This window comes from Acidovorax sp. KPB24-03 (assembly GCF_057546605.1).
Genome location: NZ_BAAJYR010000087.1, coordinates 1 through 13,920, shown reverse-complemented (window position 1 = coordinate 13,920; position 13,920 = coordinate 1). Strand labels below are relative to the sequence as shown.

At 69.2% G+C, this 13,920-nt stretch carries 17 protein-coding genes and 1 pseudogene; 13 read left to right on the top strand and 5 right to left on the bottom strand.

Features of this window, described 5'->3' with window-relative positions; genetic code table 11:
* The first annotated feature begins 32 nt into the window (after positions 1–32).
* Positions 33–143 (top strand): NrsF family protein, encoded by a 111-nt coding sequence (locus tag AC27KI_RS11930; RefSeq protein ID WP_487113966.1) that lies wholly within the window; start codon positions 33–35, stop codon positions 141–143.
* 30 nt (positions 144–173) lie between these two features.
* Here AC27KI_RS11930 and gph read toward each other — a convergent pair whose 3' ends face one another.
* The 4 genes from gph to ku form a co-directional block, all read right to left on the bottom strand.
* Positions 174–896, bottom strand: coding sequence for a phosphoglycolate phosphatase (gene gph, locus AC27KI_RS11925; protein WP_487088161.1), 723 nt, complete (start codon positions 894–896; stop codon positions 174–176).
* A 78-nt stretch (positions 897–974) separates the two neighbouring features.
* A complete protein-coding gene (locus AC27KI_RS11920) occupies positions 975–1,451 on the bottom strand; it encodes an RDD family protein (RefSeq protein WP_487088163.1) in 477 nt (158 codons plus the stop codon).
* A gap of 88 nt (positions 1,452–1,539) precedes the next feature.
* Positions 1,540–2,352, bottom strand: a complete 813-nt coding sequence (locus tag AC27KI_RS11915) for an exodeoxyribonuclease III (protein WP_487088165.1) — start codon at positions 2,350–2,352, stop codon at positions 1,540–1,542.
* Positions 2,353–2,388: 36 nt separating this feature from the next.
* Complete coding sequence (ku, locus tag AC27KI_RS11910; protein WP_487088167.1) at positions 2,389–3,306, bottom strand: non-homologous end joining protein Ku; 918 nt, start codon at positions 3,304–3,306, stop codon at positions 2,389–2,391.
* A gap of 158 nt (positions 3,307–3,464) precedes the next feature.
* Here ku and AC27KI_RS11905 point away from each other — a divergent pair, with 158 nt between their 5' ends.
* From AC27KI_RS11905 to AC27KI_RS11895, 3 genes and pseudogenes are all read left to right on the top strand, one after another.
* On the top strand, positions 3,465–3,797 hold the full coding sequence (locus AC27KI_RS11905; protein WP_487088169.1) for a hypothetical protein: 333 nt from the start codon (positions 3,465–3,467) through the stop codon (positions 3,795–3,797).
* Between the two features lie 66 nt (positions 3,798–3,863).
* A pseudogene (locus AC27KI_RS11900) lies at positions 3,864–4,908 on the top strand (NAD(P)H-dependent flavin oxidoreductase).
* Between the two features lie 202 nt (positions 4,909–5,110).
* Positions 5,111–5,527 (top strand): hypothetical protein, encoded by a 417-nt coding sequence (locus AC27KI_RS11895; protein ID WP_487088173.1) that lies wholly within the window; start codon positions 5,111–5,113, stop codon positions 5,525–5,527.
* Positions 5,528–5,565: 38 nt separating this feature from the next.
* Here the strand turns inward: AC27KI_RS11895 and rpe are convergent, their stop codons facing one another.
* Positions 5,566–6,246, bottom strand: coding sequence for a ribulose-phosphate 3-epimerase (gene rpe, locus AC27KI_RS11890; RefSeq protein ID WP_487088175.1), 681 nt, complete (start codon positions 6,244–6,246; stop codon positions 5,566–5,568).
* 69 nt (positions 6,247–6,315) lie between these two features.
* On the opposite strand from rpe, the gene apaG reads away from it, so the two are divergent.
* The 9 genes from apaG to AC27KI_RS11845 form a co-directional block, all read left to right on the top strand.
* Positions 6,316–6,723 (top strand): Co2+/Mg2+ efflux protein ApaG, encoded by a 408-nt coding sequence (apaG, locus tag AC27KI_RS11885; protein ID WP_487088177.1) that lies wholly within the window; start codon positions 6,316–6,318, stop codon positions 6,721–6,723.
* On the top strand, positions 6,720–8,699 hold the full coding sequence (locus AC27KI_RS11880) for a site-specific recombinase (RefSeq protein WP_317353772.1): 1,980 nt from the start codon (positions 6,720–6,722) through the stop codon (positions 8,697–8,699). Before apaG ends, AC27KI_RS11880 begins: the two co-directional genes overlap by 4 nt.
* 190 nt (positions 8,700–8,889) lie before the next feature.
* Complete coding sequence (locus AC27KI_RS11875; RefSeq protein WP_272565687.1) at positions 8,890–10,149, top strand: cation:proton antiporter; 1,260 nt, start codon at positions 8,890–8,892, stop codon at positions 10,147–10,149.
* A complete protein-coding gene (locus tag AC27KI_RS11870) occupies positions 10,139–11,263 on the top strand; it encodes a YbdK family carboxylate-amine ligase (protein ID WP_284394324.1) in 1,125 nt (374 codons plus the stop codon). Before AC27KI_RS11875 ends, AC27KI_RS11870 begins: the two co-directional genes overlap by 11 nt.
* 23 nt (positions 11,264–11,286) lie before the next feature.
* Positions 11,287–11,808, top strand: a complete 522-nt coding sequence (locus AC27KI_RS11865; RefSeq protein ID WP_487113964.1) for an O-acetyl-ADP-ribose deacetylase — start codon at positions 11,287–11,289, stop codon at positions 11,806–11,808.
* Between the two features lie 290 nt (positions 11,809–12,098).
* On the top strand, positions 12,099–12,308 hold the full coding sequence (locus AC27KI_RS11860; RefSeq protein ID WP_317353765.1) for a hypothetical protein: 210 nt from the start codon (positions 12,099–12,101) through the stop codon (positions 12,306–12,308).
* Positions 12,309–12,408: 100 nt separating this feature from the next.
* Positions 12,409–12,759, top strand: coding sequence for an RNA-binding regulator (locus AC27KI_RS11855; RefSeq protein WP_284413396.1), 351 nt, complete (start codon positions 12,409–12,411; stop codon positions 12,757–12,759).
* 401 nt (positions 12,760–13,160) lie between these two features.
* Positions 13,161–13,562: a GreA/GreB family elongation factor gene (locus AC27KI_RS11850; protein ID WP_487113962.1), complete on the top strand. Its 402-nt coding sequence runs from the start codon at positions 13,161–13,163 to the stop codon at positions 13,560–13,562.
* A gap of 36 nt (positions 13,563–13,598) precedes the next feature.
* Positions 13,599–13,920, top strand: a 322-nt coding sequence (locus AC27KI_RS11845) for an AIR synthase related protein (protein WP_487113960.1), incomplete at its 3' end; no start/stop codon positions are given.

The following is a 13,920-nucleotide window of genomic DNA, read 5'->3' as shown; positions in this document are numbered from 1 at the left end:
AGGGCGGCGCGGCCGGCGCCACGGTCTATGCGCTGCACTGCCCGGAGCTGGCCGCACCGTTCATTGCCATCTGGTACGTTCTGGGCATGTCGCTGCCGGTGGCCGCTGGTGCCGTGCTGGGGCCTCGGCTGCTGCGCTGGTAGCGGGCCATCGCCCCGCCGCTGCGGGGCGCGTCAGGGGCCGGGCCGCAGCGCCTCCAGCGAATCGACATAGCCGTCGGCATCCACCTCGCGCACGGGTTGCCCGTGGTTGTAGCCGTAGGTCACCAGCACCACGGGGCAGCCGGCGGCGCGGGCCGCCCGGGCATCGTTGCTGGAGTCGCCGATCATCAGCGTGCGCGCGGGCACGGTGCCCAGCGCCTCGCAGGTCCGGAGCAACGGCATCGGATCGGGCTTCATGCGCTCGAAGGCATCGCCGCCGAACACCTTCTCGAAGAAGCCGTCCAGCCCCTTGGCCTCCAGCAGCGCAACGGCGAACGCCGTGGGCTTGTTGGTCAGGCAGGCCAGGCGCACGCCTTGCCGCCGCAGCGCCTGCAGTCCGGTGACCACCCCGGGGTACAGCGCGGCGAACTGGCCGTTGACGGCGGCGTAATGGCGCTGGTAGCTTTCCCAGGCCTGCGGATAGATTGCTTCTGTTTTGATAGCAATACGCCCTAGTGAATCATGCGCCAGAACGTGATTGAGCACCGAATGAATCAGGTGCTGCGAGCCCTTGCCCACCATGCGTTCGATGTCGGGCGCCGCGATGCCGGGCAGCCCCAGCTCGCGCAGCATGCGGTTGATCGCCTCGGAAAAATCGCCGAGCGTGTCCACCATGGTGCCGTCCAGGTCCACGATCGCGGCATCGGCTTGTGCGGGGGGCAGCGGAATCCAGTCTGAAAAGGGGGCAGATTGCATCGTCATGGCCATGAAAACAGGCGTGCAGTGAATGAAGGCGGGTGGCGCCGTGGCGGTCCTGGTGGGGGGAGAAGGTCTTCAACCCTGCGGAAAACCCACCGCCTGCGTCCCACGCCGCTTCGGCCGCACGACCACCGTGCCCGCCAGCTTATCGTGCCAGCCTTGCTTGCGGCTGTCGAACGCCACCCACAGCAGGCCCAGGCCCAACGGAATCGCGGAGGCGAAATACGCCACGTAGCGGCCCACGGACTGCCCGGGGGTCATCGGCTTGCCGGTGGCGGCATCCACCACGCGGGCGCCGATGGCCATCTTGCCCGGCGTGGCCTGCCGGCTCAGCCAGAACAGCACCACCGCCACGGCCGGGAGCACCCAGGAGATGACGAAATCCGCAGGCCCCAAGACCAGGCGCTCGGATTCGAAATACGCCCAGCCATAGAACGCCACCAGCAGCGGCACCGTCACGACGATCAGCAGCAGGGTGTCGATCAGCGTCGCGCCCACGCGCGCCCAGAAGCCGACATATTCGAGATCGGGAAAGCCGCCGGGATCGTTCATGAAAGCATTGTCCTTGTGAAGCACGCTTGCAACCCCAAGGGTCGAGGCACCCTGCATTCTGGCAGCGATCACCGGCCTGTGGGGCGCTTCAAACGCCGGCCGGCCTGGCCGCCCGGCGCCGCGCGGGCGCCTTCGCCACCGTCAGTTCCGCCCAGACGGGGGCGTGGTCGCTGGCGTTGGCCTTGCCGCGCTCGTCCCGGTCCACGCCGGCATCCGCCACCCGGAGCATGCGGCTCACCAGGATGTGATCGATGCGCAGTCCCGCATCGCGCTCCCAGCGCCGGCGCCGGTAGTCCCAGAAAGTGAACGGCACGTCCTTCGGGTGCACCGTGGCGATGGCATCCGTCCACCCCTGGGCCAACAGGTCGGCATAGGCTTGCCGGGGCGCCGGCTGCAACAGGGCGTTGTCCGCCCACGTGTCGGGCCGGTAGATGTCCGCATCCGTCGGCACGACGTTCCAGTCGCCCATCAGCACCACGGGATGGCCAGACGCCCAGAGCGCCTGGGCGCGGCGGTTCAGCCGCTCGAACCAACGCAGCTTGGCATCGAATCGGGGACCGGGCTGCGGGTTGCCGTTGGGCAGGTACAGGCAGGCATAGAGCACGCCGTGGATCGCCGCTTCGAGGTAGCGGGCCTCCTTGTCGGCCGAGTCGCCCGGCAGCGCGGTCAACACGGGCAGGGGATCGTGCCCGCGGCCGAGCAGCGCCACGCCATTCCAGGTGCGCTGGCCGACGGCCATGCCGCGGTAGCCCGCCGCGCGCAGCGCCTCATGCGGGAACTGCGCGGTGGGACATTTGAGTTCCTGCAGCGCGACCACATCGGGCCGCGTGCGCTGCAGCCAATCGACCAGCCGGTCGATCCGCTTGTTGACATTGTTGATGTTCCACGTGGCGACGCGCATGGCATCACCGGTCTGAACACGCGGGCGAGCAATCGCTCACGCCGCTTTTCTTTCCGGTGCGCTCTTCCTGGCGGCGGCGCTTTTGGCACCGGCCTTCCTGGCAGGCGCCTTGGCCCCCGCCTTGCCGGCCGTTTTGCCCGCCGCCTTGCGCGCAGGCGCGGAGCCACCCTTGAGGCTGCGCTTGAGCAGGGCCGTGAGGTCGATCACTTCGCCGGTCTGCGGCGCTTCTTCCTCCGGGTCCATCACCGTGTGGCCTTCGCCCGCCTTCGCCTTCTTGTCCACGAGCTTCATCACCTGGATGCGGAACTCGTCCTTGAAGTCGGCGGGGTCCCATTTTCCGGACATCTCCTCGACCAGCTGCCTGGCCATCTTGAGTTCCGCGGCGCTCACACTCTTTTTGCCGGCGGCCGGCAGTTCGAGCGAGTCGAGCGTTTTGACCTCGTCGCCCCAGCGCAGCAGGTTCAGCACCAGCGCCGGTCCCGAAGGCACCAGCGCGGCCAGGTGCTGCTTCGTCGAAATGACGACCTTCGCGAGGCCAACCTTGCCCGTCGCGATGAGGGTTTCGCGCAGTAGCGCATAGACCTTGTCGCTCTTGTTGACGGGTGCCACGTAGTACGGCCGCTCCAGGAAGATGAACGGCATGTCGTTCGCGTCGATGAAGCGCTCGATCTCGATGGTCTGCGTGGTCTTGGGGAACACCGCCTCGATCTCTTCCGGGCTGATGATGACGTACTTGCCGTCTTCGTACTGCACCCCTTTGACGATGTGGTCCTTGTCGATTTCCTTGCCGGTCTTCTTGTTGATGCGCTTGTAGCCCACCGGGTCCATGGACCGCTTGTCCAGCCAGTCGAAGTCCACGCCCTGCTCCGTCGCCGCCGTGTGCAGCCCGACAGGGATGTGGACCAGGCCGAAAGTGATGGCGCCCTTCCAGAGCGTGCGACTGCCAGTTGCCATGTGACTTTTCTCCGAAGGGGAAACCCCGTGCGTCCCAGTCTGCGTCGATCGGTCTGCCACCCTTGTAGGCGGCCGCTTGCCGCATCGGTAGGCATTGCCTGCCAATCGGGTGGCGGCACGGCCTTGGTCCATCCCCCGCGATCCCCTATGCTGGAGTGATGCCTTCCCCCCTCCGCCCCATCGCCATCCATGTGCAAGAGCCGTCTCCCGGGGACTTCCGCTGGGTGCTGATGGAGCGCGAAGGCGGCGGCGCCTGGGCGGAGATGGAACGGTCCGCGTCGGCCACGGGCACCTACCACCAGGCCCTGGCCGATGGGCTTCGGGTGTTGCAAGCCATGATCGAAGACCTGGACATCGGCCCTCGCCTTGCCGTGAAGCGGGCCGCGAAAGGGGTGTCGCCATCGCACGATGCGCCCCAGACGGAGCGCCCGCCAGCCGATCCCCCGGCCCCCTCCAAACCCTCCCTGTTCGGATTCGGCCCCGCCCGCTGAACCGCCGCGCGTGGCGGCTGGAGGAGGTGGTGCAGAATGCCCACCACGTCCCTACAGGCCCCACCGATGACCACGCTCCAACACCTCCTCGGCACCGAATTTCCCCTCATCCAGGCGCCCATGGTGGCGGTGTCGGGAAGCGCCATGGTGATCGCCGTGAGCGAAGCCGGGGGTCTGGGCTCCTTGCCCTGCGCCGGGCTCACGCCCGACCTGATCCGCCAGGAAGTCACGGCCATCCGCGCGGCCACCCGCCGGCCCTACAACGTCAACTTCTTCTGCCACACGCCGCCCCAGCCCGATCCGCAGCGGGAGGCGGCATGGCGTGCGGCGCTGGCGCCCTATTACGCCGAATTCGGCCTTCGTTCGGAGGACATCCCCGCCGGTGCGGGACGCCATCCGTTCAACGCCGAGGTGGCCGGCCTGCTGGCGGAGTTCCGGCCGCCGGTGGTCAGCTTCCATTTCGGGCTGCCGCCGGACGACCTCCTGACGCAGGTGAAAAGCTGGGGCTCCAAAGTCCTCGCGTCGGCCACCACGGTGGAAGAAGCGCTCTGGCTGCAGGCGCGGGGGCGTGGACGCGGTCATCGCGCAGGGCCTGGAGGCCGGCGGGCACCGCGGGCACTTCCTGTCGCACGACCTGACCAAGCAATCCGGCACCTTCGCGCTGCTGCCCCAGATCGTCGGCGCCGTGCAGTGCCCGGTCATCGCGGCCGGGGGCATCGCGGACGCCCGGGGCGTGGCCGCGGCCATGGCGCTGGGGGCCTCGGGCGTGCAGGTCGGCACCGCCTACATGCTGGCCACCGAGGCCACCACCAGCGCAGTGCACCGCGCCGCATTGCAAAGCGACGCGGCGCGCCACACCGCCCTCACCCACCTGTTCACCGGCCGCCCTGCCCGCGGCATCATGAACCGCGTCATGCACGAACTGGGGCCACTGAACCCCGCGGCCCCGGAGTTCCCTCTCGCGACGGCCGCGCTGGCCCCGCTGCGCGCCAAGGCGGAAGCCTTGGCGCGCAGCGACTTTTCACCACTGTGGTCCGGACAGAACGCGAGCGGCTGCCGGGAGGCGCCCGCGGCCGACCTGACGCGCGCGTTGGCGCAGGGTTTGCGGTAAGCGGCCGACCTTTTCGGTCGCTGCGCCTCCCGCTTTTCATCGGGGACGGGGGCCTCGGCCGCCCTGTGGCGGGCGAACGGCCCGCACGGCGGCTGCGCACCGTCCGACAGACGCTCCCTCGGTGTACGCCTAGTCTGCAAACCTTGCCCCGGCCGGGCCTTCGCCCGGCTGCCAGGGGCTGTTCGCATACCAAAGGATCACCATGCCGATGTCTTCTCTTCGCCGCTTTTCCGTTCTCGTCACCACCGCCCTGCTGGCCGCAGCCGCCGCCACCGCGCACGCCGCGCCGGACGAATCCGCCCGGGCCCGCTACGAGCGCGACCGCCAGGCCTGCCTGAGCGGCAACACGCAGCAGTCCCAGGCCGTGTGCCTGCAGGAAACGGGTGCGGCCCTGGAATCGTCGCGCACCGGCCAGTTGACCAATCCGGGCGCCCAGGCCGAGCAGAGCAATGCGGTGGACCGTTGCGCCGTGTTCAAGACGCCCGAAGAGCGTTCCGCCTGCCTGGACCGCGTGAAGGGCCCGAGTGCCGTGTCCGGCTCGCCCGCCGCGGGCGGCGTGCTGCGCGAGAGCACCACGACCACCATCGTGCCACCGCCCCCAGCGCCACCAGCGCGCTGATCGATGTGAATGCAGGCCCAGACTGCGGCCGGGCCGCGTCAGGCCAGTTGCGTGCGCATGGCGCCGATCACGCCGGCGTAGTCGGGCTTGCCGAAGATCGCGCTGCCCGCCACGAAGGTGTTCGCGCCCGCATCCGCCACGCGGCGGATGTTGTCGGTCTTGATGCCGCCGTCCACTTCGAGGCGGATGTCCTTGCCGCAGGCGTCGATGCGCCGGCGCACGGCCTCGATCTTGCGCAGGGCGGAGTCGATGAAGCTCTGGCCACCGAAGCCCGGGTTCACGCTCATGATGAGGATGAGGTCGATGTCGTCGATCACCCAGTCGAGCACGTCGAGCGGTTCGGCGGGGTTGAACACCAGGCCGGGCTTGGCGCCCTTGGCGCGGATGGCCTGCACGCTGCGGTGCACGTGGGCCGAGGCGTCGGGGTGAAAGCTGATGTAGTCGGCGCCGGCATCGGCGAAAGCGGCGGCCAGCGCATCCACGGGCTGGACCATCAGGTGCACGTCGATCGGCACGGGCTGGCCGTCCGGGGTCTTGGCGTGGGGCTTCAGCGCCTGGCAGATCATGGGCCCGAACGTCAGGTTGGGCACGTAGTGGTTGTCCATCACATCGAAGTGGATCCAGTCGGCGCCAGCGGCGATGACGTTCTTCACTTCGTCGCCCAGGCGGGCGAAATCGGCGGACAGGATCGAGGGGGCGATGCGGTAGGTGCGGCTCATCCCCCGATTGTCGCAGCAGCCCGCGGCGATCCGGAAGGCTTGCCCGCCGGCCCGGGTACCATTGCGCCCATGCCGAAGTACCAGTTCCAGGCCGAGGTGCATTCCCAGTACCTGCCCGAGCAATCCACGCCCGACGAGGGCTTTTATGGCTTCGCCTACACCATCACCATCACGAACATGGGCGACATCCCCGCCCAGTTGATCTCCCGCCACTGGGTCATCAGCGACGCGCGCGGCCACACCGAAGAGGTCAAGGGCCTGGGCGTCGTCGGGCAGCAGCCGCTGCTCAAGCCCGGCGAATCCTTCCAGTACACGAGCGGCTGCCGCCTGCGCACGGCCAGCGGCAGCATGCACGGCCGCTATTTCTGCGTGGCCGAGGACGGCGAGCCGTTCGAATGCCCCATTGCGCTGTTCGTGCTGGAAGCCGTGTCCGGCGACGCCTCGGGCGCCCCCCTGAACGGCAGAGTGCTGCATTGAAGCGCCACGCCAATGACCTGGGCCACCTGCTGGCCCAGCTGGATGCGGGCGCGCCGCTGGCGCAGCGCCACCTCTGGCTGATTGCGCTGCTGGACTGGGTGCGGGGCAACCGCCGCTCGGTCGAGGCCGCGGTCGGCCGCATGCAGCTGTTCGTGGAGGCCATCGAAAAGGACGATGCCGCGCGCCAGCGCCTGCAGGACTGGTGGAGCGCGCTCGTCGGCACGGTGGACATCACCACCTTGCTGGCCGACTTCGGCTTCGCGCCGCGCACGGCCCTCGCCAGCGAGGTGGCAGAGCGCCTGCGCTACAAGCTGCTTCCGGGCAGCCCGGAGACCATCGACGCGTCCGAGCTGTTCATGCTGGCGCTGCCCTACGATTTCGATGCGCTGTGGCTCGCGGCCCTGGACGAGGCCCTGCTCGTTCGGCTGTTGTCGGCCATGGCCCCGGCCGAGGCGCCGGGCGCCACCCGCTGGCAGCGCGCCCTGCTGGACGCCATCACCTATTGCGCGGGGCAGATCCTGTCCACCGGTTTCGCGCCCGAACTGCGCCTGCGCATGAGCGAAGCCGCGCGCGACGCGCAGCCGTTCCACGCCCTGATCCGCGACGTGGAGAGCGTGCGCGTGGAGGTGATGCACCAGTTGCGCACCACCGACCGGCTCGACGAATCCGTGCAGCGCCTGCGCGAGCGGCTCGATGCCTGCCGCGCCGCCGCGGCCACCGTGTATTCGCACTTCGAGGACAACGGCATTTCGGTGGGCCTGGTGTTCCGGCTGCGGCAGCTGCGCGAGCGCATCCTGCGCGTGCGCGAGCTGCTGGACTGCCTGCTCTCGCCCACGCCCGCCCCCACCGCCGCCCGCCTGATGGCGCGGCTGGTCACCGTGGGCCGCGAACGGCGCAGCCTGCGCGCGCTGCTGGCGTCCAACTCGTCGCTGCTGGCGGCCAAGGTGGCCGAGCGCAGCGCCGAGACGGGCGAGCACTACATCACGCGCACCGGCGCCGAGTACCGCGCCATGGTCGGCAAGGCCGCGGGCGGCGGCCTGGTGATGGCTTTCACCACCCTCATGAAGTTCGGCCTGGCGGCACTGGCGCTGTCGGCCTTCTGGGGCGGCTTCTGGGCGGGCGTGAACTATTCGGTGAGCTTCGTGCTGATCCTGCTGCTGCACTTCACGGTGGCCACCAAGCAGCCCGCGATGACCGCGCCGGCCATGGCAGCCAAGCTCAAGGACCTGCACTCCGACGAGGCCGTGGTGTCCTTCGTGGACGAGGTCACGCACCTGGTGCGGTCGCAGGTGGCCGCGGTGCTGGGCAACGTGCTCGTGGTGTTCCCGACCGTGATCGGCATCACGCTGCTGATCGCCAAGGGAACCGGGCAGACGGCCATCAGCACGGCCCAGGCCCACCACGTGCTGGAGTCGCTGCACCTGCTGGGGCCCTCGCTGCTGTTCGCGGCCTTCACCGGCGTGCTGCTGTTCGCCTCCAGCATCATCGCGGGCTGGGCGGAGAACTGGTTCGTGCTGCACCGCCTGGATTCGGCCGTGCAGTACAACCCGCGCATCACCCGGCTGCTGGGCACGGCGCGCGCCGCGCGCTGGGCGCACTTCCTGCGCGAGAACCTGTCCGGCTTCGCCGCCAACATCTCGCTGGGCTTCATGCTGGGGCTGGTGCCGCCCATCGCCTCGTTCTTCGGGCTCGGGCTGGACGTGCGCCACGTCACGCTGTCGTCAGGCCAGCTGGGCGCGGCCAGCACGGCGCTGGGCCTGCAGGTGCTGCACATGCCGCAGTTCTGGTGGGCCGTGGCCACGATCCCGCTGCTGGGCGCGCTGAACGTGTCGGTCAGCTTCTACCTGGCCTTCCGGCTCGCCCTGCGCGCGCACAGCGTGACGGGGGTGGAGCGGGCCCGCGTCTATGCGGCCCTGCGCTCGCGGCTGCGGCGCGCGCCGCTGGAGTTTTTCATGCCCGCCCGGCGCGCGGCCTGAGCCCTGTTAAAAGGTCTTTTCCGCCGCCCCGATACGCCCCGGAATGGAGGCCTCCGTCCTACAGGGTGGGGCCACCCCAGCGGGTAAATTCGGGCGACCCCGGGGTCGGGCCGCTGCGCGCCGAGGGGGCTTCGCGAAGGCCGACCCAACCCTGCAGGCCTGGCGCCTGCGCGAAGAGGACATACAAAGAATGGATGAAATCCTGAGCTTCTGGGCGCAATGGTTGCGCCCTTCGGCCGGGTTGCCCACCGTGCAATGGTCGCTGCTGCTCGCAGTGGCCGCGGTATCGGGCTACCTTTTCCAACGCCATATCGGCCTGCCCAAGGTGGTCGGCTACACCCTGGTCGGCACCATCGCCGGCCTGCTGGGCTTCACCGGCGCCGTGTGGCCGCTGCAGGGCATCAGCCTGTTCCTGCTGGAGCTGGGCATCGCACTGGTGCTGTTCGAGGCGGGCGGGCGCATTCCGCTGCGCTGGTTCCGCCACAACCCGATGGTGCTGGTGCAGAGCATCGCCGAATCGGCCCTGACCTACTTCGCCGTGTACTACGTGCTGATGTGGCTGGACGTGCCCCAGCGCGCTGCCGGCCCGCTCGCCCTGGTGGCCCTGGCCGCCTCGCCCGCGGTGCTCAGCCGCGTGGTGGCTGACACGCGCGCCGCCGGCCCGGTGACCGACCGCGCCATGGTGCTGGCCACGCTCTCCACGCTGTACGCCCTGACGCTCGGCAGCGCCACGGCAGAGCTGATCAACCGCCCCGCCGCGCGCATCATGGACACCATCTACCCGGTCATGGTGGTGCTGGGCGTCTCGATCATCGTCGGCGCCGTGCTGGCCCTGGTGCTGCGCATGGCGCTGCGCTTCATGAGCCCCACGAGCGAGAACACCTCGTTCCTGCTGCTCACCCTCATCGCCGCCGGCACGGCCGTCGCGGCGCACATGGGCGGCTCCGCGCCGCTGGCCGCGCTCCTGGCCGGCATGCTGCTCAAGCAGCTCAATCCGCGCCCCTGGGCCTGGCCGCGCCAGATGGGCACGGCCTCGTCTTTGCTGACCATGCTGATGTTCGTGCTTGTCTCCACCGTGGCGGCGCAGGCCGACTGGAGCGGCCCGGTGGCCGGCGTCGTGCTGGCCCTGATCGTGGTGCGCCTGGCGGCCAAGGCCCTGGGCGTGGCGGTGGGCAACGTGGGCAGCGGCGCCAGCTGGCGCCAGGCCCTGTGGGTGGGCTGCGCGATGACGCCGATGTCGTCCATCGCGCTGCTGATCGCATCGCAGTTCGTGGTGGCCTCGGCCTCCACCGGCCAGCTGATCGCCCGCGTGGCGCTGCCGGCCATCCTGGTCATGGAAGTGCTCGGGGCCGTGATCGCCACCGTCGCCATCTACCGCGCGGGCGAGAGTTCGAAACCCTGGGCGCCGCTCTCGCGCGCCGCCAACGGAGACAACAGCCGTGAGTCTTGAAGCCTTCCACCATTCCGAGCCCCTGACGCTGGGCGTCGAGCTGGAGCTGCAGCTCGTCAACACGCACGACTACGACCTCGCGCCCTATGCCGAGGACATGCTGCGCCTCATGCACAAGACGCCGCTGCCCGGCAGCGTCGTGCCCGAGATGACCAACAGCATGATCGAGATCTCCACCGGCGTGTGCCACAGCAGCAGCGAGGTGCTGGGCCAGCTCACGCAGATCCGCGATGCGCTGGTCAAGAGCGCGGACAAGCTCAACATCGCCGTGGCCGGCGGCGGCACGCACCCGTTCCAGCAATGGCACGAGCGGCGCATCTACGACAAGCCGCGCTTTCGCGAGCTGTCGGAGCTGTACGGCTACCTGTCCAAGCAGTTCACGATCTTCGGGCAGCACGTGCACATCGGCTGCCCGGACGCCGACGCGGCGCTGCTGATGCTGCACCGCATGTCGCGCTACATCCCGCACTTCATCGCGCTGTCGGCCTCCAGCCCCTACGTGCAGGGGCAGGACACGGCGTTCGATTCCGCCCGGCTCAACTCGGTGTTCGCCTTCCCGCTGTCCGGCCGCGCGCCCATGGCGCTCACCTGGACCGACTTCGAGCACTACTTCGACAAGATGACGCGCACGGGCGTGGTCAAGAGCATGAAGGACTTCTACTGGGACATCCGCCCCAAGCCCGAGTTCGGCACCATCGAGATCCGGGTGTTCGACACGCCGCTCACCGTGGAGCGCGCCGCCGCGCTCGCCGGCTTCGTGCAGTCGCTGGGTGCGTGGTTCCTGGCCGAGCAGCCCTTCATGCCGACCGAGGACGACTACCTCGTCTACACCTACAACCGCTTCCAGGCCTGCCGCTTCGGCATGGACGCGGTCTATGTGGACCCGGCCACGGGCAGCCACATGCCGCTGCGCGACCACATCCTGCAGACGATCGACCACATCGCGCGGCACGCGGGTGTCACCGGGGCGTCGAGCGCGCTGCACATGCTGCGCAGCGAGGCCGACGCCGGCCAGAACGACGCGCGCTGGCTGCGCGAGCGCCAGCGCAACGAGCAGTTGCTGGGCGAGGTGAGCCGGCAGGCGGCGCAGCGCTTTCGGGGCGCGGTGTCCTGACGGGCCGACGGCAGGCCGTGCCCATGGCGAACGCCACGCTTCGCGCGCTGCGCGCCGACATCACCCAGCTGGCGGTGGATGCCATCGTCAACGCGGCCAATTCGTCGCTGCTCGGCGGGGGCGGGGTGGATGGCGCCATCCACCGCGCGGCCGGTCCGGAACTGCTGCACGAATGCCGCCTGCTGGGCGGCTGCAAGCCCGGGGATGCGAAAGCCACCCGGGGCTACCGGCTGGCGGCCTCCGTCATCGTGCACACCGTAGGCCCGGTGTGGCGCGGCGGCGCGAACGGCGAGGCGGGCCTGCTGGCCTCCTGCTATCGCCAGTCGCTCCTGCTGGCGAGCGAACGCGGGGCGAGGACGGTGGCGTTTCCCTGCATCAGCACGGGCATCTACGGCTACCCGATCGAGCAGGCGGCGGTGGTGGCCGTCGATGCGGTGCATGCCACCCTCGCGCAGACGCCCGGTATTCGGGAGGTGACCTTCTGCTGCTTCTCGGAGCAGGACCTGTCCGTATACCGGGCGGTGCTTGGGCAGGCGGCCGAATAGCATCGAGGGGTGGCTAGGAGACACCCTCTTTAAAACCATCGAGAATATTAATTGACTTTTAAATTCTCAATGGTGATATAATGCCCTTTGTTGCAGTCTTGGCGCCTGACCCGTGCCGTCACCGCAACGCTTGCTGGGAACCGGCCATCGGCCCCCAGCAGGCCGCCTTTTGCGACCTTCGTCGCCCTGTCGATCTGCCGAGCTGCAGCCGACCGAGTTCCTCGATGCTCACGTAGGCCCTCTCCCGCCTGCGATCCTGAATGAATTAGATTTCCAAGACCGCCATTCCCATGGGCCCATACGTCGTCTCGCCCTCGACACACCCGACCGACTGTGGCCGCTTCCGTGCCTCCTTCTCGGTCCATCGATCCCAGGGTAACGGCAGCTACTGCCGCGTATTCCGTTTCGACAAAGCCTTTGCATCCCGCGAAGCCGCCCGGCTCTTTGCCATCACCCAGGGCTGGCTGCAAACGAGCATGCCGCATCCTCCGGCGTGCTGAGGCCAAGGGTCTGCCAAGGCAGCTCCCTTTTCCCCCTTCGCACCACCGTCCTCCAACGGCGCGCCATTCGTTGCGCACCTCTTTCAGAAAGGCTCTTTCCATGAGCAGCAAAATCTACGTGGGCAACCTGCCCTACTCCGTGACCGATGCGATCTTGCAAAGCAACTTTGCCGAGTTCGGCAACGTCTCCTCCGCCAAGGTCATGATGGACCGTGAAACCGGCCGCTCCAAGGGCTTCGGCTTCGTGGAAATGGCGTCCGCCGAAGTCGCGCAGGCCGCCATCACCGGACTGCACGGCATGTCCGTCGACGGCCGCTCGATCGTCGTGAACCTGGCCCGCCCCCGCGAAGAAGGCGGCGGCTCGGGCGGCTACAGCGCAGCGGGCTACGGCGCGAACAAGCGCTCCGACGTGGGCTACGGCACGGGTGGTTTTGGCGGTGGCCGTTACTGAGCCCTGCCGCACTCCGCGAAAAGCCGGCCCTCCTGGGCCGGTTTTTTTTTGCCTGGCCGCCCTGCATGCCGCTCCTGGGCGCGCTCCGCAGCGCGAGGGGGCACCCAATCTGGCAAAGGGCGTGAGGCCATTGCGGGTGCCGCCCGCATGACGGCCTACACTGCCCGCATGCGCTTCCCCCTCTCCGGCCCCCACGCCACACTGCCCCGCGCAGCGCCGGCGCGTACGCGGCCGCCAAGAGAGCGCATCGGCCGGTGCCGCCCGCACCTTCCTGAGCCCGGCGGTCCGCTCCCCTCTCCTCTTCTTTCAGCGCAACCCTCCGCCGCCGGGCCCCCGCCTCGCGCGGCCGCGGGCGCACCCTCTTTTGGGCGTTGCCCGCATTCATTCGATGGAGTGTGTCGATGCATGCAACGATTCACGGCGAGCGCACGCTCACCGAACTTGATTTCGCCCGCCTGAGCAAACTGCCCGGGCGCGAACTCCCCCCCGCCCTGGCCGCGCTGCTGGCCAGCGCCGAGGTGACCGGCTCGCGCGCCGTGCCCGGCGATGTCGTGACGATGTACTCGCGCGTGGAGCTGGTCGATGTGCAGACCGCCCGGCGCCAGACGCTCACGGTCTGCTATCCGCGGGATGCCGAGCCCACGGCCGGCTTCATCTCCGTGCTCTCGCCGGTGGGCAGCAGCCTGCTGGGCCTGAAGGTGGGGGACGTCGCGAAGTGGCTCACGCCGAACGGCGACACCTGCGCGGCGCAGGTCGTCGCCATCCTCTTTCAGCCCGAGGCCAGCGGCGACTACCAGACGTAGCGCGGGCCGTGGCCTGCCGCACCGTATGCTCCTGCCATGGGTGAATTCGATCTGATCCGCCGTTTCTTCCAGCGCCCCGTGCGCCGTGCCGCACTGGGCGTGGGCGACGACTGCGCGCTGCTCGCGCCCGCGCCGGGCATGCACCTGGCCGTCTCCAGCGACATGCTGGTGGAGGGCCGCCATTTCTTCGCCGACGTCGATCCCGAGGCGCTCGGCCACAAGGCGCTGGCGGTCAACCTGAGCGATCTGGCCGCGTGCGGCGCCCGGCCGCTGGCCTTCACGCTCGCCCTGTCGCTGCCGCGGGCCGACAGCGACTGGCTGGAACGCTTTTCGCGCGGGCTGCTGGCGCTGGCCGATG

Coding starts and splice junctions, on each gene's coding strand:
- gph (WP_487088161.1), bottom strand. CDS start 896: ATGCAATCTGCCCCCTTTTCAGACTGGATTCCGCTGCCCCCCGCACAA.
- AC27KI_RS11920 (WP_487088163.1), bottom strand. CDS start 1,451: ATGAACGATCCCGGCGGCTTTCCCGATCTCGAATATGTCGGCTTCTGG.
- AC27KI_RS11915 (WP_487088165.1), bottom strand. CDS start 2,352: ATGCGCGTCGCCACGTGGAACATCAACAATGTCAACAAGCGGATCGAC.
- ku (WP_487088167.1), bottom strand. CDS start 3,306: ATGGCAACTGGCAGTCGCACGCTCTGGAAGGGCGCCATCACTTTCGGC.
- AC27KI_RS11905 (WP_487088169.1), top strand. CDS start 3,465: ATGCCTTCCCCCCTCCGCCCCATCGCCATCCATGTGCAAGAGCCGTCT.
- AC27KI_RS11895 (WP_487088173.1), top strand. CDS start 5,111: ATGCCGATGTCTTCTCTTCGCCGCTTTTCCGTTCTCGTCACCACCGCC.
- rpe (WP_487088175.1), bottom strand. CDS start 6,246: ATGAGCCGCACCTACCGCATCGCCCCCTCGATCCTGTCCGCCGATTTC.
- apaG (WP_487088177.1), top strand. CDS start 6,316: ATGCCGAAGTACCAGTTCCAGGCCGAGGTGCATTCCCAGTACCTGCCC.
- AC27KI_RS11875 (WP_272565687.1), top strand. CDS start 8,890: ATGGATGAAATCCTGAGCTTCTGGGCGCAATGGTTGCGCCCTTCGGCC.
- AC27KI_RS11865 (WP_487113964.1), top strand. CDS start 11,287: ATGGCGAACGCCACGCTTCGCGCGCTGCGCGCCGACATCACCCAGCTG.
- AC27KI_RS11860 (WP_317353765.1), top strand. CDS start 12,099: ATGGGCCCATACGTCGTCTCGCCCTCGACACACCCGACCGACTGTGGC.
- AC27KI_RS11855 (WP_284413396.1), top strand. CDS start 12,409: ATGAGCAGCAAAATCTACGTGGGCAACCTGCCCTACTCCGTGACCGAT.
- AC27KI_RS11850 (WP_487113962.1), top strand. CDS start 13,161: ATGCATGCAACGATTCACGGCGAGCGCACGCTCACCGAACTTGATTTC.